Origin of the sequence: Sphingomonas longa, assembly GCF_016892685.1 — a bacterium.
Lineage (GTDB): Bacteria > Pseudomonadota > Alphaproteobacteria > Sphingomonadales > Sphingomonadaceae > Sphingomonas > Sphingomonas longa.
This window is the reverse complement of record NZ_JAFEMC010000001.1, coordinates 632,593-653,261: the sequence shown is the minus strand read 5'-3', so window position 1 is coordinate 653,261 and position 20,669 is coordinate 632,593. Positions and strand designations below refer to the sequence as shown.

At 65.6% G+C, this 20,669-nt stretch carries 24 protein-coding genes and 1 tRNA gene; 16 read left to right on the top strand and 9 right to left on the bottom strand.

The window, feature by feature from the left end; all coding sequences use genetic code 11:
- Positions 1-300: 300 nt before the first annotated feature.
- The 3 genes from rpsI to ILT43_RS03130 form a co-directional block, all read right to left on the bottom strand.
- Positions 301-858, bottom strand: coding sequence for a 30S ribosomal protein S9 (gene rpsI / locus ILT43_RS03140; RefSeq protein ID WP_211534349.1), 558 nt, complete (start codon positions 856-858; stop codon positions 301-303).
- Positions 858-1,337 carry a 50S ribosomal protein L13 gene (gene rplM / locus ILT43_RS03135; protein ID WP_082474823.1) on the bottom strand — a complete coding sequence of 160 codons (480 nt, stop codon included), beginning with the start codon at positions 1,335-1,337 and terminating at the stop codon, positions 858-860. Before rplM ends, rpsI begins: the two co-directional genes overlap by 1 nt.
- 141 nt (positions 1,338-1,478) lie before the next feature.
- Positions 1,479-2,519, bottom strand: a complete 1,041-nt coding sequence (locus tag ILT43_RS03130; protein ID WP_204194166.1) for a COX15/CtaA family protein — start codon at positions 2,517-2,519, stop codon at positions 1,479-1,481.
- A 228-nt stretch (positions 2,520-2,747) separates the two neighbouring features.
- Between ILT43_RS03130 and ILT43_RS03125 the strand changes: the two genes are divergently transcribed.
- The 7 genes from ILT43_RS03125 (at position 2,748) to ILT43_RS03095 (ending at position 8,153) form a co-directional block, all read left to right on the top strand.
- Positions 2,748-2,891 carry a hypothetical protein gene (locus tag ILT43_RS03125; protein WP_204194165.1) on the top strand — a complete coding sequence of 48 codons (144 nt, stop codon included), beginning with the start codon at positions 2,748-2,750 and terminating at the stop codon, positions 2,889-2,891.
- Positions 2,888-3,892, top strand: a complete 1,005-nt coding sequence (locus ILT43_RS03120) for a DUF6976 family protein (RefSeq protein ID WP_204194163.1) — start codon at positions 2,888-2,890, stop codon at positions 3,890-3,892. Before ILT43_RS03125 ends, ILT43_RS03120 begins: the two co-directional genes overlap by 4 nt.
- Before the next feature lie 81 nt (positions 3,893-3,973).
- Positions 3,974-4,357 (top strand): MerC family mercury resistance protein, encoded by a 384-nt coding sequence (locus tag ILT43_RS03115; RefSeq protein ID WP_204194162.1) that lies wholly within the window; start codon positions 3,974-3,976, stop codon positions 4,355-4,357.
- 57 nt (positions 4,358-4,414) lie between these two features.
- Positions 4,415-4,882 carry a Fur family transcriptional regulator gene (locus tag ILT43_RS03110; protein ID WP_204194160.1) on the top strand — a complete coding sequence of 156 codons (468 nt, stop codon included), beginning with the start codon at positions 4,415-4,417 and terminating at the stop codon, positions 4,880-4,882.
- A gap of 109 nt (positions 4,883-4,991) precedes the next feature.
- Positions 4,992-6,917: a 1-deoxy-D-xylulose-5-phosphate synthase gene (dxs, locus tag ILT43_RS03105; RefSeq protein WP_204194158.1), complete on the top strand. Its 1,926-nt coding sequence runs from the start codon at positions 4,992-4,994 to the stop codon at positions 6,915-6,917.
- Positions 6,914-7,075: a hypothetical protein gene (locus ILT43_RS03100; protein WP_204194157.1), complete on the top strand. Its 162-nt coding sequence runs from the start codon at positions 6,914-6,916 to the stop codon at positions 7,073-7,075. Before dxs ends, ILT43_RS03100 begins: the two co-directional genes overlap by 4 nt.
- 25 nt (positions 7,076-7,100) lie before the next feature.
- On the top strand, positions 7,101-8,153 hold the full coding sequence (locus ILT43_RS03095) for an Ig-like domain-containing protein (protein ID WP_204194155.1): 1,053 nt from the start codon (positions 7,101-7,103) through the stop codon (positions 8,151-8,153).
- A 225-nt stretch (positions 8,154-8,378) separates the two neighbouring features.
- Here the strand turns inward: ILT43_RS03095 and ILT43_RS03090 are convergent, their stop codons facing one another.
- Positions 8,379-9,044, bottom strand: coding sequence for an RBBP9/YdeN family alpha/beta hydrolase (locus ILT43_RS03090; protein WP_204194153.1), 666 nt, complete (start codon positions 9,042-9,044; stop codon positions 8,379-8,381).
- A 182-nt stretch (positions 9,045-9,226) separates the two neighbouring features.
- On the opposite strand from ILT43_RS03090, the gene ILT43_RS03085 reads away from it, so the two are divergent.
- From ILT43_RS03085 to proC, 5 genes are all read left to right on the top strand, one after another.
- The gene (locus tag ILT43_RS03085; protein WP_204194152.1) at positions 9,227-9,961 is read left to right on the top strand and encodes a TlyA family RNA methyltransferase; all 735 of its coding nucleotides are present in this window, start codon (positions 9,227-9,229) and stop codon (positions 9,959-9,961) included.
- Between the two features lie 191 nt (positions 9,962-10,152).
- Positions 10,153-10,704 carry a tryptophan-rich sensory protein gene (locus ILT43_RS03080; RefSeq protein WP_204194150.1) on the top strand — a complete coding sequence of 184 codons (552 nt, stop codon included), beginning with the start codon at positions 10,153-10,155 and terminating at the stop codon, positions 10,702-10,704.
- Between the two features lie 22 nt (positions 10,705-10,726).
- Positions 10,727-11,005, top strand: a complete 279-nt coding sequence (locus ILT43_RS03075; protein WP_204194148.1) for an accessory factor UbiK family protein — start codon at positions 10,727-10,729, stop codon at positions 11,003-11,005.
- Positions 11,006-11,076: 71 nt separating this feature from the next.
- Positions 11,077-11,583 (top strand): type III secretion system chaperone family protein, encoded by a 507-nt coding sequence (locus ILT43_RS03070; RefSeq protein ID WP_204194146.1) that lies wholly within the window; start codon positions 11,077-11,079, stop codon positions 11,581-11,583.
- On the top strand, positions 11,580-12,386 hold the full coding sequence (gene proC / locus ILT43_RS03065; protein ID WP_204194144.1) for a pyrroline-5-carboxylate reductase: 807 nt from the start codon (positions 11,580-11,582) through the stop codon (positions 12,384-12,386). Before ILT43_RS03070 ends, proC begins: the two co-directional genes overlap by 4 nt.
- A gap of 1 nt (position 12,387) precedes the next feature.
- On the opposite strand, the gene ILT43_RS03060 is transcribed toward proC, so the two are convergent.
- Positions 12,388-12,876, bottom strand: coding sequence for a MarR family transcriptional regulator (locus tag ILT43_RS03060; RefSeq protein WP_204194143.1), 489 nt, complete (start codon positions 12,874-12,876; stop codon positions 12,388-12,390).
- 63 nt (positions 12,877-12,939) lie between these two features.
- Between ILT43_RS03060 and ILT43_RS03055 the strand changes: the two genes are divergently transcribed.
- Positions 12,940-14,022, top strand: a complete 1,083-nt coding sequence (locus ILT43_RS03055) for a branched-chain amino acid aminotransferase (RefSeq protein WP_204194141.1) — start codon at positions 12,940-12,942, stop codon at positions 14,020-14,022.
- A 46-nt stretch (positions 14,023-14,068) separates the two neighbouring features.
- Positions 14,069-14,143, top strand: a tRNA-Gln gene (locus ILT43_RS03050).
- 90 nt (positions 14,144-14,233) lie between these two features.
- Here the strand turns inward: ILT43_RS03050 and ILT43_RS03045 are convergent.
- The 4 genes from ILT43_RS03045 to ILT43_RS03030 form a co-directional block, all read right to left on the bottom strand.
- Positions 14,234-14,836, bottom strand: coding sequence for a HEPN domain-containing protein (locus tag ILT43_RS03045; RefSeq protein WP_204194139.1), 603 nt, complete (start codon positions 14,834-14,836; stop codon positions 14,234-14,236).
- The gene (locus ILT43_RS03040; protein ID WP_204194137.1) at positions 14,817-15,878 is read right to left on the bottom strand and encodes a ParA family protein; all 1,062 of its coding nucleotides are present in this window, start codon (positions 15,876-15,878) and stop codon (positions 14,817-14,819) included. The genes ILT43_RS03045 and ILT43_RS03040 overlap by 20 nt, the downstream gene beginning before the upstream one ends.
- Before the next feature lie 129 nt (positions 15,879-16,007).
- Entirely contained in the window at positions 16,008-16,682 is a 675-nt protein-coding gene (locus tag ILT43_RS03035; RefSeq protein ID WP_204194130.1) for a recombinase family protein, read from the bottom strand.
- Positions 16,683-16,790: 108 nt separating this feature from the next.
- Positions 16,791-17,144 (bottom strand): aldo/keto reductase, encoded by a 354-nt coding sequence (locus ILT43_RS03030; RefSeq protein ID WP_204194124.1) that lies wholly within the window; start codon positions 17,142-17,144, stop codon positions 16,791-16,793.
- A gap of 367 nt (positions 17,145-17,511) precedes the next feature.
- Between ILT43_RS03030 and ILT43_RS03025 the strand changes: the two genes are divergently transcribed.
- Together ILT43_RS03025 and ILT43_RS03020 are read left to right on the top strand one after the other, a co-directional pair.
- Complete coding sequence (locus tag ILT43_RS03025) at positions 17,512-19,515, top strand: HAD-IIB family hydrolase (RefSeq protein ID WP_239474010.1); 2,004 nt, start codon at positions 17,512-17,514, stop codon at positions 19,513-19,515.
- The gene (locus tag ILT43_RS03020; protein WP_204194121.1) at positions 19,512-20,660 is read left to right on the top strand and encodes a glycosyltransferase; all 1,149 of its coding nucleotides are present in this window, start codon (positions 19,512-19,514) and stop codon (positions 20,658-20,660) included. Before ILT43_RS03025 ends, ILT43_RS03020 begins: the two co-directional genes overlap by 4 nt.
- Positions 20,661-20,669 lie beyond the last annotated feature (9 nt).

Below are 20,669 nucleotides of genomic sequence, written 5' to 3'. Positions count from 1 at the left end.
TATCGTCGGGGGTTATTGGCCGCGCCTCTAGCGACAGTTCTCCGCGATCGCCAGAGGGTTGCGGCGGGTGCGCGGCAGCCTGCGTGCCGGTCCGTTCTGGACGCTAAGCCGCCGTCTTACCCCTGCCGTCATGCCGAAACCAGCCCGGCATGACGAACGCGTTCTCAAATCGACGCAGGAGCGGAAGGAATGAAATCGCGCCAGCCATTCGGCAAGCGAATCCCCTCCGCCCACAGGAACCGCAACGAAAAAGGGCGGCCCCGCGGGACCGCCCTCCATCGTTCGCGGGAAGCGAAAGGATCAGCGCTTCGAGAACTGGAAGCTACGACGGGCCTTCGCCTTGCCGTACTTCTTACGCTCGACCGTGCGGCTGTCGCGGGTCAGGAAGCCCGCGGCCTTCACCGGCGCGCGCAGGATCGGCTCGTACTTGGTCAGCGCCTGGCTGATGCCGTGCTTGACCGCGCCGGCCTGACCCGAGAGGCCACCACCCTTGACGGTGCAGACCACATCGTACTGGCCCTCGCGCTCGGTGATGCCGAACACCTGGTTGATGACCAGACGCAGCGTCGGACGCGCGAAATACACTTCCTGATCGCGACCGTTGATCGTGATCTTGCCCGAACCCGGCTTCACCCAGACGCGGGCGACCGCATCCTTGCGGCGACCGGTGGCATAGGCGCGGCCCTGCTTGTCGATGATCTGCTCACGCAGCGGCATCGTCGGCGCGCGGGGCGCCTCGACCGCACCCGACATATAGTCTTCGGCCTGCTGCGCGGACGTGTCGCCCGACTGCGGAGCGGGGGCCGGCGTCTGCGTCAGCGCGGCCAGATCGGCGAGGGACTGGCGGTTGTCGGTCATTATGCGCCCACCTTGTTCTTGCGGCTCATGCCGGCGATATCGAGGACCTCGGGGTTCTGCGCCTCGTGCGGGTGCGCTTCGCCCTTGAAGATACGCAGGTTGCGCATCTGCTCGCGACCCAGCGGGCCGCGCGGGATCATGCGCTCCACGGCCTTCTCGAGAACGCGCTCCGGAAAGCGGCCCTCGAGCACCTTGGCGGCGGTCACGCCCTTGATGCCGCCGGCATAGCCGGTGTGCTTGTAATAGATTTTCTTGCCGGCCTTGTTACCGGTGAAGCGAACCTTGTCGGCGTTGATGACGATGACGTTGTCACCGCAATCGACGTGCGGGGTGAACGACGTCTTGTGCTTGCCGCGCAGGACGTTGGCGATCACCACCGCGGCGCGACCGACAACCAGGTCGGTGGCGTCGACGATGTGCCACTTCTTCTCCACCTCATGCGGCTTGGCCGACTTGGTGGTCTTCATGAGCGCCTTCATGGGCGTAGACCTTTCAAACGAGAGCGCGCCGCTTCCAGAAGGAGCGGCGCGGACCGGGATCCATTCGTGGAAAGTCGCCCGGAAGTCAAGCAATCCGCCACATTGCTGACGGGTATCAGAATACCAGAGGTGTTCTGACGGTCAGGTCCGCCGCCGGCCGATCGCATGCGCCGCGGCGACGCTGGCGATCAGCAGCAGCGCCGCATTCGCCTGATGCGCGACCGCGATGCCGATCTGCACGCCACTGAGCAGCGTGGAGATGCCGAGCGCGATCTGGAGCCCGACCAGCACCACGACCATCCCGGCCGCCCCGCGTGCGCCGACGCGATTCGCCCGCCATGCCAGCGCGACGAGCGCGGCGGCGGCGGCGAAGGCGAACCAGCGGTGGATGAACTGCACGACGATGGGGTTGTCGACCGCGTTGCTCCACCCCGGCGACAGCATCGGCACGCCAGCGGGGAACAGCGAATCGCCCATCAGCGGCCAGCTCGCGAAAGCGTAACCGGCGTCGAGGCCGGCGGTGAAGGCGCCATAGACGATCTGCGCGAACAACGCCGCCAGCGCCAGTGTCGCCACCGGCGCGAGGCGGGCGGGCGCCGCCATGCGGTTGCCGTGCAACGCCATCAGGTCGAGCGCGGTCCAGACGATGCCCGCCAGGATCACGAGCGCCGTCGTCAGGTGAACCGCCAGCCGGATGTGGCTTACATCGGTCCTCACCGACAGGCCCGAGGCAACCATCCACCAGCCGATCGCGCCCTGAAGCCCACCGAGCGCCAGCAGCGCCGTCAGTCGCCAGCCATAGCCGGCGGGGATGCGCCGCCGCACCGCGAACCAGATCAGCGGCAGCGCGAACGCCATGCCGATGACGCGGCCAAGCAGGCGGTGCAGATATTCCCAGAAGAAGATCGCCTTGAACCCGGCGAGCGTCATGTCCTGATTGAACGCGGTGTATTCGGGAATGCGGCGGTAATTGGCGAACTCCGCCTGCCACTGCGCATCGTTCAGCGGCGGCACGATGCCGCTGATCGGTTTCCACTGCGTGATCGACAGCCCCGACTCGGTCAGCCGCGTGATGCCGCCGACGATCACCATCGCCACGATCAGCGCGGCGACCGCGTACAGCCAGCGCGCCACCGCGCGCGGGCGGGTGGACGAGATGAATGCGGCGCTGACCTGAAGCATGGGCGCGTTTACCGCAGCTTATCTCGTCGGCCAAGTGTCACAGGTTTCCGCATCCACCCAGTAAAGGAATATTTAGCCCAAATCGGTTTAATCCCGGCATCGGACTTGATGGGGAACATCGTGGTACAACAAGGCGACGTGGCGATTGCACCGGAGAGTGATCCGCGATGGCGGACACTCGTATCGGGTGAGCGGAAATTCGAATATCGTTGTCTGGCGCTGAGGATCATGATGATCCGCATCCGCGGCGCCTACGAGCGCGACGCGTCGTCTTTGCAGGCGCTCGTGGCCGAACTCCGGCAGTTCTTCGTCGCGAACCTGCGGTTTGCTGCACCCGATTACGAGTCGATCTTTGCGGGAGCCGCACGATGAACGCCATGACCTTCCACCGATCGCTGCACGGCGTCGCCGAAGTCGCCGGCATGATCGAAGCCGGGGCTATGCTGCTCCTGGCCGGCGACGAGCGGCTGTTGCGCGAACTTCCCCGCGGCGACTGGATCGGTGGCACGATCCCCTATTTCATGACCGCCGAGCATGGCGGCATCCACGACGCGGAGCGCATCTTCGTTGCGCGCCTGCCGGTGTCCGCCAGCATCGCGCATCAGGCGATCTATGACGCCGACTCGCTGCCGCACTTCGCCGCCGACGGCGCGGACAATGGTTTCAGCGTGATCCTGCTGCCGTCGCAATCGCCGGTGCACAGCCGCTTCGCGATCGAAGGTACGGAGTGGAAGGGGCTGTTCGACCGGCCCGTCGTCGGATGGGTGACGGGCGTCGCACTCGACCGTGTCGGCATCGACACCGCCAAGGTCTTCGACGGTCGTACCGGTCGAGTATCGGACTCGGCCGCCGCCGTGATGCACGTCGCGCTGCCCGACACGGTGTTCGCCAAGGTCGATATCGTCAACCTGTTCGAGCAGGGCGATGGCGAGACGCTGACGTTCGACGAGCCCGGTTTCTCCACCGAATGGGTGCGTGTCGACGGGGAGCGGATGCGGCTCGTCGACTTCATCGCCGATCGCGGGATCGACACGCGCCTGCCGTTGGTCGCCGACTATAACGGCGCGGCGATCAACGTGGCGATCGCCCGGATCATCGACGATGAGGGCCGGGTCGAATTCTTTGCACCGGTCTTCGCCGGCATGGCCTATCGCTTCGCCAAGCCGATCGGCCACTATCCGACCCAGTTCGAGGCGGCGGTGGCCGGCATGGAGACGGCCCCGACGTTCAGCTGCAATTGCGTTCTGAACTACGCCTATGCCGATCTGGAGGGGCAGCGAACGGGGACGATCACCGGACCGATGACGTTCGGGGAAATCGCCTACGTCCTGCTCACGCAAACGATGGTGCACCTGACCATCGAGCAGGGCTGAACCGCTCCGACGCCAGAATAGGCAGGCGAAATTGCACGATGTGATGTTGTAACCTTGCTTCGGCTTGGCTACATGGCGGTCGTGAGTTTCGTCCTGCACCGTCCCAACTGGCTTTCGAGTCTCGATCGCTTCGCGATCGGGTTGTCGGGTTTGTGCGTCGTGCATTGTCTCGCGACGTCGGTGCTCCTCGCGCTGGCATCGGCGGCGGGGGGCATGCTGCTCGACCCCATCTTTCACGAGATCGGGCTGACGCTGGCGATCGTGATGGGCGCGGTGGCGCTGGGTCGCGGCATCCTGATCCACGGCTACGCGATGCCGGCCGCGATGGGCGCATTCGGACTGGGCGTCATGGCGGGGGCGATGAACCTGCCGCACGACGGCTCCGGCGGCGAAGCGCTGTGGACGATCGTCGGCGTTGGTCTGCTGGCGTTCGGTCACGACCTGAACCGCCGCGCGACCAGTTAAGGCGGCCAGCTAAGGCGGCGCTTGCCCGCGGGGGCACGTCACCTTATCTCATGACGTATGGCGCACGCGCACGATCATCATGAGCCGGAGGGCGACGCCCTCTTCACCGCGGCGCAGGCGACGCTGGAAAAATCCGGCGAGCAATGGACCGCGATGCGCGCCAGCGTGTTCGAGGCGCTGGCGGGGTTCGCCAAGCCCGCGTCCGCCTACGACATCGCCGATGCCGTCTCGAAGCGGGAGGGGCGGCGCGTCGCGGCCAACAGCGTGTATCGCATCCTCGACCTGTTCGTCGGATCGAACCTCGCGCGCAGAGTCGAAAGCGCGAACGCCTATGTCGCGAACGCGCATCCCGACTGCCTGCACGACTGCATCTTCCTCGTCTGCGATCAGTGCGGCCAGACGACTCACCTCGACAATGACAGCGTTACCGGCGGTGTCCGCGCGGCGGCGAGCGCGGCAGGGTTCCAGCCGGTCCGCCCGGTGATCGAGGTTCGCGGCCGATGCGCTGATTGCCGGGTGAACTGAAGCACCCAACCCGTAGCGGCCACGTGCACGCCGGTTGCAGAACGGGACAAGAATTCGCCCATCACCGGTTGCAATCGACACCACCGCCGGGGTGGGATAAACCGCCGCCATGTCTGATACCCCCGCAACCCCGTTGCTCGACACCGTTTCGACCCCGGCCGACCTCCGCACCCTGAAGCCGGAACAGCTTCGCCAGCTTGCCGACGAACTCCGCACCGAGACGATCGCCGCGGTCGGCATGACCGGCGGGCATCTCGGATCGGGACTCGGCGTGGTCGAGCTGACGACGGCGATCCATTATGTCTTCGACACGCCGCGCGACCGGCTGGTGTGGGACGTCGGTCACCAATGCTATCCGCACAAGATCCTGACCGGTCGCCGCGACCGCATCCGCACGCTCCGGCAGGGTGGCGGCCTGAGCGGCTTCACCAAGCGCTCGGAAAGCGAATACGACCCGTTCGGCGCGGCGCACTCGTCGACCTCGATCTCTGCCGCGCTGGGCTTCGCGATCGCGAACAAGCTGGCGGGCACGCCCGGCAAGGGTATCGCGGTGATCGGCGACGGTGCGATGTCGGCGGGCATGGCGTACGAGGCGATGAACAATGCCGAGCAGGCGGGCAACCGGCTGGTCGTCATCCTGAACGACAACGACATGTCGATCGCGCCGCCGGTCGGGGGGCTATCCGCGTACCTGTCGCGGATCGTATCGAGTCGCGAGTTCCTCGGCCTGCGCGAACTCATGAAGAAGTTCGCTCGCAAGCTGCCGCGGCCGTTCCACACCGCTGCACGCAAGACCGACGAGTTCGCCCGCGGCATGACGATGGGCGGCACGTTGTTCGAGGAACTGGGCTTCTATTATGTCGGCCCGATCGACGGCCATAATCTCGACCATCTGATCCCGGTGCTGGAGAATGTTCGCGACGCCGAGGAGGGGCCGATCCTCGTTCATGTCGTGACGAAGAAGGGCAAGGGCTATGGCCCGGCCGAGGCGGCGGCGGACAAATATCACGGCGTCCAGAAGTTCGACGTTATCACCGGCGCTCAGGCCAAGGCCCCGCCGGGACCGCCGCAGTATCAGAACGTGTTCGGCCAGCAGCTGGCCAAGGAAGCCGAGCGCGACCCGACGATCTGCGCGATCACCGCGGCGATGCCGTCGGGCACCGGCCTCGACAAGTTCGCACAGGCTTTCCCCGACCGCTGCTTCGATGTCGGCATCGCCGAGCAGCACGCGGTGACCTTCGCCGCCGGTCTCGCGGCGCAGGGGATGCGCCCGTTCTGCGCGATCTATTCGACCTTCCTCCAGCGCGCCTACGACCAGGTCGTCCACGACGTGGCGATCCAGAACCTGCCGGTGCGCTTTGCGATCGACCGCGCCGGGCTGGTCGGTGCGGACGGCGCGACACACGCCGGATCGTTCGACGTCACCTATCTCGCGACGCTGCCCAATTTCGTCGTGATGGCAGCGGCGGACGAGGCGGAGCTGCTGCACATGACGCACACCTGCGCGCTGCATGACAGCGGCCCGATCGCGGTCCGCTATCCGCGCGGCGCGGGTATCGGCATCGACCTGCCGGAACAGCCGCAGCGGCTGGAGATCGGCAAGGGGCGCGTCGTGCGCGAGGGCAAGACCGTCGCGATCCTGTCGCTCGGGACCCGGCTGGAGGAGGCGCTGAAAGCCGCCGAGCAGCTGGAGGCCAAGGGGCTGTCGACGACGGTCGCCGATCTGCGCTTCGCCAAGCCGCTCGACGAGGCGCTGATCCGCCGCCTGCTGACCACGCACGAGGTCGCGGTGACGATCGAGGAGGGCGCGGTCGGCGGGCTCGGCGCGCACGTGCTGACGCTGGCGAGTGACGAGGGGCTGATCGACGGCGGGCTCAAGCTGCGCACGATGCGCCTGCCCGATACGTTCCAGGATCAGGACAAGCCGGAGGTGCAGTACGCCGCCGCCGGCCTGGACGCGGACGGCATCGTCACGACCGTGCTGACGACACTGCGCCACAACAGCGCGACAGTGCCGGAGGGGGCGCGGGCTTGAAGGGGTGGACGGCGGTCGTCGTCCTCACCGGCCTGCTGCTGGTGCTGCTGGTCGGCGTCAACGTCCACCTCTGGCGCCGGATGAAGGCCGCGACCGCCGCCTCCCGCGCTGAGAAGGAGCGGGCCGTGGAGCGAGACGGCGAGCCGGTCGATGGCTGACCCTTCGATGTCCGGGGCCGCGGCGGTGGACCTGCCGCTGACGGGCATCGAGCGTCGCGTGCTCGCCCTGCTGGCGGAGGGACACACGGCCAAGACCGCCGCGGTCGAACTCGGCCTGACCGAGAATGCGGTCAACGAACGCCTGCGCGAGGCGCGGCGCAAGACCGGCGTTGGCAGCAGCCGCGAACTCGCCCGCAAGCTGGCGGCGGCGAGCGCCTCCCAAGAAAATCGGGACGAGGAAATCGGGATGGCCGCCGCGCCGCCCGTCGGTCAGCCCGTCGCCACGGACCCGTCGCACCGTGCGGCGGGCCGCTGGCCGAAGGTGCTGATCGCCATGTCTATCCTGATTGCAGCGGGGGTGTTCGCCTACTTGCTCCTGCCGCAGCAAACCGCGCCGATCGCGCCCGATCCTCTGTTGGGCTCTATCGAGATGAAGTCGTTTCCCGGCGTCGAGGCCCTGTACGGTAAGCTCCGCCGCGAGAGGCGAGACACGGGTTGGGTCACCACGACCGAAGCGGCGTTGCTCAACCGCTATGGATCGATCGCCGGGTTGAGCAGGCTTCGCGCAACATGCGCGTCGACATTGTGCGAGATTGCGGGTGAAATCGAGGACGAGCGAGGGGGCAAGACGCTCGAACAGTTGCAGGACTACCGGTTCATTCGTCCTGCAGACATGGGCTTCACACTCGAAGGCACCTTCATGGTCGCCGCCGGGCCAGACGGTAAAGGCGTGTTCGTCGCCTATCATCATCGCGTCAGCCGCGAAGTTCCGAAGATCAGCCGCAGCCGTCCCGCCGACGGAACTGTCGTACCTGCTGGTCCCGTGACAATATCGGTGACGTTCGATCGGCCAATGCAGCGTGACAGCTACTCCTTCACATCGACGGACGTAGCGGGATATCCCGATTGTGATCCCCGGCCGCAGGTGTCCGCAGACGGCCGGACCTTTTCCCTCCGCTGCACGGCATTGGCGGGCAAGGCGTATGCCGTCGGCATCAACTACGGTCGGTTCAGGAACTTCGTCGGTGCCAATGGAACGCCGGCGCGGCCTGAGGTCATCCGATTCTCCACGCGCTGACGTGGTCGCGAGCGGAGCGAAGCGGCCCACGTCGGCTCTCGCGGCTTGGATTGCTTCGCTTCGCCCGCGATGACCGGCGGAGCGATCGTTCCCCTCGTGAAGTCTGGAGGCCAGTGACTGTTTCCCGCCCGCGCGGAACTACGGAGAAACCGCCTCGAATGGTGAGGGAAGCGCGGCGTTTTTTATCTTTCGTCATCCAAGGGTGTTCCCGGCGTCCTACCCCATCTAACCCCGCGCACCCCGCCGCACCGCTTCGGCAGGCGTCGCCAGCACCCGCCGCGCGTCGCCCGGTGTGCGTTGATGCCCCCGCCCGTCGCCGCTGGCGGCGATCACGCGTTCCAGCAGGTCCTGCCCGTCATGCCACGCACCAAGGCCGCTCGCCGCGTTGATGTGGCCCAGCGCGCCGACCTCCTCGAAATGGCTGCCCCATTCCGCCGCCAGGCTGTGGGCTCGCTGCGACGTGATCCACGGATCGTCGGTCGATGCGACCACGATCGACGGGAACGGCAGCGCGCCGCGCGGGGCGGGTGCGAACCCGCTGATCTCCGGCGGCGCATCGGCGCGGTCGACATCGGCCGGGGCCACCAGCAGCGCCCCCGCCACCGGCCACCCATAGGGTTGCGGGCTGAGCGATGCCCACCACGCCACGGCGATGCAGCCGAGCGAATGCGCGACGAGGATCACCGGTGCCTGCGCGGTCGATATCGCCTGATCCAGCTTCGTCACCCAGCTGTTGCGATGCGGCGTGTTCCACATCCCGAGCTCGGCGCGGATCGCGTCGTGCCGCTCGCGCTCCCACAGACTTTGCCAATGCGACGGGCCGGAGCCGCCAAGGCCCGGCACGGTCAAGATGGTCGGCTGTACGCCCTCGAATGGAGCGAACGATCCCATGACGCCTCTCCTTCTATTCAATCGAAGGGGCGTGGGCTTTCGGCGCTCTAGGGCACGCCGTCGGGCCACGCCCCCCGCTCACGAAGCTATTCCTACTAGCTTGGTAGACAATAGCGATTCGGGTCTGCTGCGCCGGTGCGACGCCGGGTTGCGGCAGGACGTTGGCAGCGCGATAGGGACGCATGCCGAAACTGCGCGCAGACCAGATGCTCGTCGATCGCGGGCTTGCCGAATCGAGGACGCGAGCGGCTGCGCTGATCATGGCCGGGCTGGTGTTCGTCGGCGATCGCAAGCTCGACAAGCCGGGGCAGCAGCTGGCCGACGACGTCGTGCTCGACGTGCGCGGGCGCGATCATCCGTGGGTGTCGCGCGGCGGCATCAAGCTGGCGCACGGGCTCGACGAGCTTGGCTGGGACGTGACCGGAGCGGTGGCGATCGACGTCGGCTCCTCCACGGGCGGCTTCACCGACGTGCTGCTGACCCGCGGGGCGGCGAAGGTCTATGCCGTCGACAGTGGAACGAACCAGCTCGCGTGGAAGCTGCGGCAGGACGCGCGGGTCGTCGTGCACGAACAGACCAGCGCGCGGATCCTGACCGACGCGCATATTCCGGAGCCGGTCGATCTGGTGGTCTGCGACGCCAGCTTCATCGGGCTGGCCAAGGTGCTGGAGCGGCCGCTGTCCTTCGCGAAACCGGGTGCACGCCTGCTCGCGCTGATCAAGCCGCAGTTCGAGGCGGGGCGGGGCGAGGTCGGCAAGGGCGGCGTCGTCCGCGATCCCGTCATCCACGCCCGCGTCTGCGCGGAGGTCGCGGCATGGCTGGACAGCGCGGGCTGGCAAGTCGCGGCGACGACGACCAGCCCGATCACGGGGCCGGAGGGGAACGTCGAATTCCTGATCGGCGCGGTGCGGACCTAGCGCGTTCAGGCGTGGCGGTACGCCCGAACACTCACGCTCCGTCATGTCGCGCTCGTCCCGGTATGGCGGTCGGGGATCGATGCGTCTGCAAGAACGGCTCCCACTTTCGCCGTTGAAACGGAATCCGTAGGCCAGCTTTACGCCACCCCGCATGTCGGGCATCACCTGCGAAACGACGGACAGGAGCGCGCGTGGGCGGGATCGCATCGAAGGGCCAGTTGAGGGCGTCGTTCCTGCGCTGGGCGGTGTTCACCGTGCCGCTGATCCTGCTGCTGGGCTTCCTGTCCGGGCGCGCGGTCCCGGCTGGGAGTGAAAATGCGTGGTATTTGGCGCTGAACAAGCCGTCGGTGAACCCGCCCGACATCGTCTTCCCGATCGTGTGGACCACGCTCTACATCCTGCTCGGGCTGGCGCTGGCGATGATCCTCAACGCGCGCGGGGCACGCGGGCGCGGCTTCGCGATCCTGCTGTTCGTGCTCGCCTTCGGGCTGTCGCTCGGCTGGACGCCGCTTTTCTTCGGCGCGCATCAGGTGTTGCTCGCCGCCGTGGTGATCGCGGGCATGCTGGTGCTGGGCATTGCGACCACTGTCGCGTTCGGGCGGATCCGCAGCGCGGCGGCGTGGTTGATGGTGCCGTATCTGGTGTGGATCAGCTTCGCGGGCGTGCTGACGTGGAGCATCCACCGCCTCAACCCCGATGCGGAAACCCTTGTGCCGACGGCCCGTACATCCCAGATGCTGTAGACGGAACTTTCAAGGAACGACGATGCAATCCGAAAACCGCCTCCTCGACGATGTCGCCAAGCTGTTCAACGGCGCGGCGGGTACGATCGCCGGCATGGGGCGGGAAGCCGAGTCGAGCGCCCGGTCGCGCGCACGCGAGTGGATCGGCGGGCTCGATTTCGTCAGCCGCGACGAGTTCGACGCGGTGAAGGCGATGGCCGCGGCGGCGCGCGACGAGGCGGACGCCCTGCGCGCCCGGCTCGACGCGCTGGAGGCGAAATCGGCGTCGGCCGCGCCCTCGCCGAACGCTGCATTGGACTAACCTTAGCCTAACCTTCCGCGCCCAGCACGGGCGTCTCGCATCGCGCGCCGTGATGCGGCATAAGGAGCAGGATGCTCGACCAGACCGACCACGACGACAACGAACCGTCTGCCCCGATCGATATGCTCGAGGCGTATTACGCCGCCCATAATTGGGAATTCGAGCGACACGACGACGAGATCGTCGCGTCGATCAAGGGCAGCTGGACGACCTACGAACTGCGCGCCCTCTGGCGCGACGATGACAGCGTCCTGCAATTCCTGGCTTTTCCAGACATCAAGGCCACCGACGATCGCCGGCCGGCGCTGTACGAGGCGATCGGCCTCGTCAACGAACAGCTCTGGATCGGGCATTTCGAATTGTGGTCGTCTAGCGGTATCCTGCTGTACCGCCACGCCGCGCTGGTCGACGGCGAGGAAGAGCCGATGCTGAGCCTGTCGGGCGCCGAGCTGCTGGTCGAGTCGGCGATCGAGGAATGCGAGCGCTTCTATCCCGTGTTCCAGTTCGTCCTGTGGGGCGGCAAGAGCCCGCGCGAGGCTTTGGCCGCGGCACTGGTCGAAACGCACGGCGAGGCATGAGCGCGCCGCTCGTTCTGGACGGTCCGCTGTGGATGATCGGCTGCGGCAACATGGGCGGCGCGATGCTGACCCGCTGGATCGCCGCCGGGCTCGATCCGCGACAGGTCACGGTCGTTACCCGCACGATGCGCCCGGTACCGGACGGAGTCCGTCACCTAACCGCTATTCCGCTCGACGAACGACCCGACGTGCTGGTGCTGGCGGTCAAGCCGCAGCAACTGGAGATCGTCGCGCCGGCGCTGTCAGGATTGTCGCCGGCGGTGCTGGTGTCGATCCTCGCAGGCGTCGAGGAGGCGGCACTCGCCGGACGTATCCCGTCGGCCGCGATCGTTCGCGCCATGCCCAACCTGCCGGTGGCGATCGGGCGCGGTGTGACTGCGCTCCACACGAGTAGCACAGACTCCGCCGTGCATGCGCTGGCCGAGGCGCTGGCCGCACCGCTCGGCCTGGTGGAGTGGATCGCGGACGCTGCCGACTATGACGCGGTGACGGCGTTGGCGGGCTGTGGCCCCGGCTTCGTGTTCCGCTTCGCCGAGGCGCTGGCGGAGGCGGGCGCGGCGCTCGGCTTACCCGCGGATCAGGCGCTCCGCCTCGCCCGTGCGACGTTGGCCGGCGCCGCCGACATGCTCGCCGCCAGCGACGAGACGCCTGCGACTCTGGCCGATCGGGTGGCCAGCCCCGGTGGCTCGACTCGCGAGGGGCTGAACGTTCTCGACCGGGACGACGCTTTGAAGCGGCTGTTGAGGGCGACGCTCGCCGCCTCGGCAGAGCGCAACGCCGCCATGGCGGCGGCGGCGCGCTAGGTCAGTCGCGCAGCCCCTGAACCTGCCCACGTTCCTCCTCGGGAATCAGGCCTTCCAGCACCGCCCAATACCCCGCCACCGCGGCTTGACCCGCGCTCGCATAGGCGGCGGACATCAACTGCCGCACCCCCTCGAACAGGTCGCTTTCCATCGCTACCCCGGCGGGCGTCAGCCGCAACAGCCGCTGCCGCCGGTCGCGATCGCCCGCCCGCGTTTCGACCAGCCCGCGCTCGGCGAGTTCGGTCAGCACGCGTCCGAGCGACTGTTTGGTGATCGCCAGCAGCGACAGCAATTCGCTGACCGTCAGGTCAGGCTTTCGGGCAACGAAGTACAACGCGCGGTGGTGAGCCCGTCCGAGACCCTCCGCCGCCAGAACGCGATCAGCCGATTTCGTGAGGTGTGCGTGACCGAAGTACAGCAATTCCATACCTCTGCGGAGCTCGGGCTCGCGGAGGAACAGGGCGGGGGCAGAAGGTGCAGCGGCAGCCATGTTGACCCGTTTAGACATCCGTCTTAGGCGACCGCAACACCAAAAAATGCCAGAAAGACGCCGATGCCCAGTTCCTTCCGGTTCGACCCCAATGCCTCGCCGGTCGCCAGCACCGATCGGGCGGAGCGGATGATCGATCCTGGGTTCGGCCGCGTCTTCACCGATCACATGGCGGTCATCCGCTTTTCCGACGCCGATGGCTGGCACGATCCGCACGTCACCGCCCGCGCGCCGTTGCAGATCGATCCGGCGTCGTCAGTGCTTCATTATGCGCAGGAGATTTTCGAGGGCCTGAAGGCATACCGGCTGGAGGATGGCGGCACCGCGCTGTTCCGCCCCGACGCGAATGCCCGCCGCTTTCAGGACAGCGCGCGCCGGTTGGCGATGCCGGAACTGCCGGAAAACCTGTTCATCGAGTCGATCGAGCGGCTGGTCGATGCCGACCGCGACTGGATACCCGGCGGCGAGGGGGCCTTGTACCTTCGCCCCTTCATGTTCGCGTCCGAAGTATTCCTTGGCGTCAAGCCGGCGGCCGAATACCTGTACATGGTCATCGCCTCCTCGGTCGGTGCCTATTGGAAGGGCGGCATGCGCCCGATCACCGTCTGGGTCAGCCGCGAGCATACCCGCGCTGCCGCCGGCGGGACCGGCGCCGCCAAGTGCGGCGGCAACTACGCCGCCAGCCTGATCGCGCAAAAGGCGGCGATCGCGGAGGGGTGCGATCAGGTCGTGTTCCTCGACGCGATCGATCGCCGCTGGGTGGAGGAGCTGGGCGGCATGAACCTGTTCTTCGTCCTCGACGACGGGACGCTGGTGACGCCGCCGCTGACCGGCACGATCCTGCCGGGCATCACCCGCGATTCGCTGATCACGCTCGCCCGTGCCGACGGGCTGACGGTGCGCGAGGAACCCTATGCGATCGACCAGTGGCGGGCCGATGCGCAGAGCGGCCGTTTGGTCGAGGCGTTCGCCTGCGGCACCGCGGCGGTCGTCACCCCGGTCGGCAACGTCAAGGATGCCGAGGGCGACTTTGCGATCGGCGGCGGCGGCACCGGCCAGATCACGCAGCGCCTGCATCAGGCACTCAACGCCATCCAGCGCGGCACCGCGCCCGATCCGCACAACTGGCTGCATCGCCTGGGCTGAACAGGCTTCCTTCTGTCGCGAGCGTCGCTATAAGGCCGCGCTCCACTGGGGCGTCGCCAAGCGGTAAGGCAGCGGCTTTTGGTGCCGCCATGCGCAGGTTCGAATCCTGCCGCCCCAGCCAAATCTCTAAAACCCTGATTTTAGAAGGACTTACCGCCTTCTTTTTGCCTTCTGTGGGGCAGGATCGTGGGGCAGGTTTTTGAGGTTGCGATTAAACGCAAGCCGCGTGGATTCCGTGGCCTACCGATTCGACTATGTCGATCATCCCCTCGACCATCGCACGGTTGATTGGCCAAAGTTGTCTTGGAAAGGAGGGGTCCACGTCTGCTTCGTGCGCAATCTTGTTCCGCCGATCAACGATCAAGCCAAGGGTCGCTTTCACATCAGCCGCAGTCATGTCCATTTCTGCTCCCACCGCTTCCAACAGGCTAACGGCAGAGAAGAGCCGAACGGCTTCAGCAATCTTGTCGGGATGCTGGAAGGACAAGTGGCTGTGCTTCGTCCGTATCTCGGAATCGAGCGTTGAAGCCGCCGTTGCAGAAAGTCGCAACAGCGGTGTTACGGAGAGCGGAACAGGAAAGCGGTTAAAGGCATCAGTTTTCGGGCGGGCTCCGGCGTAGCTCTCCAGCATGCCGAGGCGCGCTAGAGTGTGGACATAACGATCCAAGGCGCTGACAACCATTACAACCTCGGCGCGCAGGATGTCGCTTACGTCGACTGCTGTCGTAAGGGTGGCTGAGAGAGCTGAGTGAAGACCATGAAGATGTCTGACCCGCGATATGCTGTCATCAAACTCATCGAGCGCCGATTGCATCGATCACCCTGATTGTCCGTTTGGCCGTGACTTGAAATAACTCGCCAAACTGCTGCTGGGAGGCCTGGGATGTCGCCAAGACGCGGCCTGCTTGCTGAAGCTGGACCGGGGTCAGCTCAAAGATTGGAACTTGGTGTTCTTGTGAGCTTGCGATGAGTGAGTTGAAGTCGGGCATCTGCAAGATCGGCTGTGCAGGATCATAGCCGCCTGCTTCGTAAATGGCCGGATCCAGCATCAGTCCATTAGCTTGCATGGCTGGGATGAAGGTGCCGGCGACTGCGTGTTCCAGTTGGTCGATCCATGTCTGAAAGGCTTGTGAGGGTACGCCTGCGCGGGGCCGGTACTTCTGCACGACATAGCCAAGAAAACGAGGCGTGGTGTTGGGGAAAGGGTACTCAGCTTGCTGCAAGGTCGGGATGGAAGAGGCAGCATCCGCCCACGCTTTCCACTTCGGCAAGACAGTGGTCAGTGAGTTAATCGCCATCGTGGAGAAATAGTCAGGGTGCATCGGCACCAGAAAAAGATCGCTTGTAGCTAACAGGTTCTGATTGATTGATCCAAGGCTGGGACTCATGTCTACCAGCACAATGTCGATGTCATATTCGAGCGCAGTGCGATCGATGAGGTACCGAAGCGATCCCGGGAGGTTCCTGAGGGTCACTAAAGAGCCGGACAGCTCCTGAGCGATGCCGAGGGTGACCTCATATTCTGCCATTCCGATATGACCAGGCAAAAGCCACAGCCGCTCATTGCCGGGTACTTGGACGCATTCCACGGCCTGTATCAGCGCAGGGCGCGACTCGAATGCTGGAGCAAGGCCCTCTCGGATATTGAGCGGCCTTCCGTCCTTCGATCCTTGGATCGACTCAGCAGTCTCCATGTCCTCCAGGCCAAGAACCATGCCTGTGAGATTACATTGGGGGTCACAGTCCACCATCAGCACATTCTTGCCGAGCCGCCCGAGCATCCAGCCTAGATTGAAGGCAGTAGTGGTCTTGCTCACGCCGCCCTTGTGGTTGAACAAGCTGATAACTGTGGCCAAGACTGTTCTCCGATTTCGATGCCAGCTTACGGTCTGGTACCGTTACCGCAATAGCGACGACCTGATTGGAGATCGATAAATGCAGGGCAGGCAGACGAGCTTTTCCGGCTGGGAGTGACGTGGAGGCGTTCAACTTAGACGCGCAAAGAGGTTGCGAACTGACGATGGATGCCAAGTTCCGCCACGCGGAGTCACGATTCCACGCGCGTTCAGCTCTTTCGCTATGGCTGGCAGCGAAACGACTCCCGACCCTCGAATGTCTGGGAGGATTGGCGCAATGTCTGCTGCACGATCTTCCGCTGCGGACTGGATTGCAGCCACCGCCGCTCCGTTGCCTTTTGCGGCGCGTCGCAATGACGTAGCGCCATTAGGGTTTCCTAGCTTAGCCCCACGCGCCTTCGCAGCCGCCAACGCCTCTCGGGTCCGCAAGCCGATGGCTTTGCGCTCTGCTTGCGCCACGGCAGCCATAATGTGGACGGTGAGTTCGTTCGCCTCCGGCATGTCAGCAGCTAGGAAGCGCGTTCCGCTATCCTGAAGGGACGCCAGGAACGCGACGTTGCGCGAGAGGCGGTCTAGCTTGGCAACCACCAGGACCGCCCCAGTGACCTTCGCGCGGTGCTTAGCGGCCTCCAGTTGCGGGCGGTCGTCGCGCTTGCCGCTCTCGACCGCGGTGAACTCGGCTGCGATATGCCACCCTTGGCTGCGGCACAGCGTGCCTACCGCCCCCGGCTGCTCCTCCAGGCCTAGTCCAGATCGCCCTTGGGCATCCGTAGAGACCCGGTAGTAGGCGACAACCTTGCACATGATCCGATGCCTTCCACAATTTCGCAACGTCGGTATCGAGGTTGCTGACGCCCCAGCGCAGGATCTTGCTCGCGTCGACCAGCCCCTGCATCGCCTTGATGGTGTCGGCTAGCGGAACCGCTCCGCGCCAGTGCAGCAGATAGAGTCGAGCCGATCGGTGCTGAGGCGACGCAGGCTCGCTTCGCATGCATTCGGCAATCGCGCACGTGAGGCGTTCTGGGGATAGGCTTTGCTGACGAGGAACACGTCCTGCCGGCGCCTGGCGATCGCGTGCCCAACGAGCCGCTCGCACTCGCTGTCCACATACATTTTTGCGCTGTCTATCACCGTCATTCCGAAATTGATTTCAGTGCGCAACGCCGTGATTTCATCGGCATGGCGATAAGCGTCCTCCGCCATATTCCATGTGCCTTGGCCTAGTGCGGGGACCATGGTGCCGTTGGGTAAAGCGATCGTCGTCATGATGATGCACCGCGCAGCATGAGGTTCGGGTCGCCGTGACAAGCATCCAACCCAGCGCGGCCCCGCGCCTGGCCAACACGGCAGGCATCGGGACGAGGTGAACGGACGGCGGATCTTCGGAAGCAACAAAGAGCTCGCGAATGTCCGGCATTGGATCGTTGCCGCACAATCGAAGCTGGTGAAGCGCTCCTGCAATCTTGTTCTTGATACGTTCCGGCGGAGGCCTTGCGAACGTGTCGGCAAACAGGTCCATTCCGATCGACCGAAATTCACATGGATCAAAAACGATGAGGTTCGACTGGAAACTTGTCTAACGTGGATCGTTTCGGCTCGCTAACGTTGCGGGGGTAGCTTGTTCATATTGCACATGGCGCTTGGCGGCTGCCTGAAAGCGCCGCCGCTCGATTTTGGCATTACAGCTGACTCTGGCGGGCACCTAGCCTATGTGATGGAAGCCGCAAAAGCCCAGGCGGGGTCGTCGCCAGCTTCGCACGTGATCATCGTGACCCGGAAATTCACCGAGGCGCATCTGCCGGCGAACCACGCCCTCGATCGTGAATATGTCAGCGACCGCGTTGCAATCCGGCGGATCGCGACGGTAAGCGACCGCTACCTTGAAAAGGAAGCTCTCGGGGCGGAACTTCCGGAGTTCATGCGTGCCTTTTGCCGCTACTTGGCAACGCTTCCGGCACTGCCCGACGTCATCCACGCGCATTTCGCGGACGCGGCTCAGGTCGCGATGGAGGCTCGACGCCGCTTCGGCATTCCGTTCGTCTACACGCCGCATGCGCTAGCCATCGACAAGCGGGATCAGGGGCTCGACGACGGCACGTTGAATGCTCGGATCGTTGCCGAGTCCAAGGCGATCGCTGAAGCGGACGCGTTGATCGTGTCGACGCGCGACGAGGCCGATCGGCAGGTGCGTGCCTATGGCGTCGAAGCGGGCGGCTCCGTCCATTGTATCGCACCCGGTGTGCCGCAGCGCCAGTGCGACCCCGCCGCGTCGACGCTCGACGATCGCCTGAACGAGGTATTCGACCGGCCCACTCTGCCGATCATTCTCGCGATCGCACGGCCGGTCGCCAAGAAGAACCTGGCGGGACTGGTGCGCGCCTATGCTGCCGACCCTCGTCTGCGGGAACAGGCCAATCTCGTGATCCTGGCCGGTCAGGACGATGGCCGCCCTTCGCCTGAAGAAGATACCGTGCGCCGGGAGCTTCGCGACCTGTGCGACACACCGTTGCTGCGCCGGCGTGTCGCATTACCCCCGCGTCACGATGCCGCCGATGTCGCCGGCCTGTATCGGCGAGCTGCGCAAGGCGGCGTATTCGTCAATCCCGCGTTCCATGAGCCGTTCGGATTAACCCTGATCGAGGCAGCGGAAGCGGGCGTGCCCGTCGTGGTGACGGCGCATGGCGGGCCGGCCGAGATAGTCGCTGCGATCGGCCACGGCATCGTGATCGATCCGCGCGATCCGATGGCGATTTCGGAGGCCTGCCGCACCGTGATCGGCGACGCCGCGCTTCACGCCCGGTTCCACGCCGCGGCCCGCGCGAATCATAGCCTGTACAACTGGACGCGATATGCCGAGCGCGCGATCGCCGTTTATGCCGGGTTGAGCAGGCGAATGCACCGTCCACCCTCGCTACTCGCATGCGACATCGACAACACGCTGACCGGCTGTCTCCGCGGGGCCGAGGCCTTTGCGCAGTGGCGACGGTCTGACGACATGCCTTTCGTCGTGGCGACGGGTCGCTCATTTGCGGACGCCCGCCGGGTGCTGGCCCAGTGGCGGCTTCCAGACCCGGACGCGTTCATCACCGATGTCGGCACCCGGATCATACGCCGCGATGCGAGCGGTGATTGGCGATCCTGCCCGGATTATGCCGCCACATTGGACATCGACTGGAATCTGTCCGCCGTCCGTGCGGTGCTCGCTCCGCTCGACATCACACCACAACCCGCCGCGACCGCAGGCCCGCACAAGCTCAGCTTCTTCGGCACAGCGGAAGACGCTGAGGCGATCAGGGATACGCTTCGCTCGGCCGGTCTGTCCGCGCATGTGATCTTTTCGCACGGGCGACTGATCGACATCTTGGCCCCCGGCGGCGGCAAGGCAGCTGCGATCGATGCCTATGCGCACAGCGTCGGACTAACGTTGGCAGATTGCGTCGCGGCCGGCGACAGCGGCAACGATCTGGACATGCTGGAACGGTGCGGCGCGGCGATCGTGGTCGGCAATGCCGGTCACGAACTCGCGACGCTGACGCCTCGGTGCGGCCTCTATCGTGCCGAGCGACACCATGCGGCGGGCGTACTGGAGGGACTGGAACGGCTGGGTATCACGATCGACGCGAAGATCGCGGCATGACCCGTCCCTTCGGCTATTTCGTGCATCATCAAGGGCGTGGTCACGCCGAACGCTGCGCCGCGATCGCCCATGCGCTGCCCGTCGAACGGCCGCTGACGATCTTCTCCGCACGGGACGACATCTTTCCGACGCTGCCGCCGCAAGTAAACGTCGTTCGCATCCCCTCTCTTTTCGAGCCATGTGGCGACGAAGTCGCAACCGCCGACTGGGTACCGACCCCTTCCACCCTCCACTGCGCGCCTTTGGGGTGGCCCGGTATTCGGACAGCAATGGCGGCGATGACGCAGTGGTTTGCGGACGCCGATCCTGCCCTGATGATTTGCGACGTTTCGGCCGAAGTCGCTCAACTCGCTCGCATTTGCAGCGTGCCGCATGTCAAGGTCCTGCAACACGGCGATCGGAGCGATGCCGGCCACCGGGCCGCCTATGACGGTGCCGCGGGGTTGCTAGCCCCTTTTCACGCCGATCTGGCGCAGCCCGAATGGGACGGCGCGATGCTGTCGCGGACCTGTTTCGCGGGTGGACTGGGGGTCGACACTCGCATCCCGGAGCGGGAGCTTGCACGCCAGCGGATCGGCGTCGCCGCGGATGAGGAGATGATCCTGGTCATGGCCGGCGGTGGCGGTAGCGGCTTCGCACAGGCACCACTCGGCGTCGGCGCACGCAGCCGTCCCGCCGCGCGCTGGATCACGATCGGTCCGGTCGTCCGCGACTGGCATGCGACGGAGCCCGCCAACATCGAACATCGCGGCTGGGTGGACGATGCCACCGACTATGTCGCGGCGGCGGACCTCGTGATCGCCTCCACCGGCAACACCACCTGTCAGCAGATCCTCGCCGCGGCACGCCCCTGGCTGGCGGTGCCGGAATGGCGCTATTTCGACGAGCAGCATCGCAAGGCGCAGGCACTGGCCGCAGCGGGCGTCGCCCGCGTCCGACCGTATCTGCCGTCGTCTGCCGGTGCGTGGGGGCATGCGATCGACGAGGCTTTGGCGATGCATCGACCCGCTCGTCAGCAGGCGATGATCGCCGACGCGCCCGCCGCCGACGTCGCTCGCTGGCTGGAGGAGCTGGCAGCGCGATTGTGGCCGACCGTGCGTCCCGTCGCCGGTCCGGTTGCAACTGACCAACTTCCATCGATCTGACCGGAGCCT